Source organism: Pseudomonas sp. FSL R10-1339, from assembly GCF_009600545.1.
Taxonomy (GTDB): Bacteria; Pseudomonadota; Gammaproteobacteria; order Pseudomonadales; family Pseudomonadaceae; genus Aquipseudomonas; species Aquipseudomonas bubulae.
In genome coordinates, this window is the sequence record NZ_WIVQ01000214.1 from 1 (window position 1) to 1,350 (window position 1,350).

1 protein-coding gene is annotated in these 1,350 nt (G+C 49.5%); it reads right to left on the reverse strand.

Going from position 1 to position 1,350, the window contains the following annotated elements:
- The coding region (locus GHO03_RS24445) for a fimbria/pilus outer membrane usher protein (protein ID WP_153400685.1) at positions 1 to 1,350 on the reverse strand (1,350 nt) is incomplete at both ends.

The window sequence follows — 1,350 nt, forward strand, 5'->3', positions numbered from 1 at the left end:
TCGCGGTCAATAGCGCCAAATTCAGCGGGATTTTCAACTTACTGCGCGGTTGCGGCAAGTTGATCGGAGCTTCCTTAATGGTTTTTGAATAGAGGAAGCGGTAAGACTGCCCTTGATGGCTGGACCCGTTGCGTAGTTTGGCGTGTGCCTGTGTAGCATCCACAGATACCGCCCCCCAACCTTCCAGCGTATGGCCAATACCAACAGTCGTTGCATTATATTTTCCAGATGCCAGTAAGCCACCATAGAGGGTGTAGTCATAGGGCAGTCCGTAAATCAGCGTGCTTTGCATAAAACTTGGTTTGCTGGCTGCGCTGGCGTTGGAACGATATTGTCCTGCAGTCACTGAATACTTCAGGCGCCCTTCACGTAGCATTACAGGTACCGCAGAAAATGATTGAGTTGAAAGGCGTACGGTGCCATCACTTTCGGTGATTGCAATTTCCAAGTCACCACTGGAGGACGTGGGATACAAGTCAGTGATTGTGAACGCACCCGCCGAGACATAGGTTTGATAAATAATGTAGCCATTTTGTCGCACGGTGACCTGGGCATTACTCTGGGCAATGCCTCGAACAACGGGTGCAAACCCTTTCAGACTGTCAGGGTACATGTTGTCGTCCGAATTTAATTGAATACCGCGGTATAGCACACTGTTGAAAACGTCACTGGGCGTTGAGCTGTCACCCAACGTCAGTTGCCCCTTTAGTGACTGAATATCCTTTTGCGCATAAGTGTCGAGGTTCTGCCAGTTGTTATTTCCGTTACGTGAATTATACGTAGAATAATTACGCAGCCTCCACGCGCCCAAGTTCAGGCCACTGCGTAAATTTAAATAATAGCTGTCGTTTGTCTTTGAGCGATTGTTGCTATTATTATTGAGCGTGTTGGAACCGCTGAAACTATAGTTCAACAGTGCAGCCGAAAGGCCTTGATCCCATAGCTGAGGATCCACGTAGCCATGAGCCTGGCTTGTGAGTGCGGCTTGGGGAATGCTGATATCCAGCCGCTGCAGTTTGAAATCGAACCGGCTGCTGGCATAGGGGATGTAGTCTGACAATGTACTGATTGCGCTTGTTGAGGGCAGTTGCTGCAAGGCCGGGAAAGCTTCCAGCTTGACCCCCATCTCCTGGAGTTGAGGTGAGGTCAGTTCGGGTTGAAGTGTTCCAGCGATACTCACAAAGTTTACGTCTCGATGGGCTACCCGATTATCATTTAGATATATATCGACACTGTATAGACCTGGTAGTTGCCCGCCCTGGTTGGCGAAGTATTCTAGGCTCTGTACGTAAAGTATTGTCGCAAGCACCGCATAGCGCAGGCCAATGAGACCATCGCCGCAAAACTTGT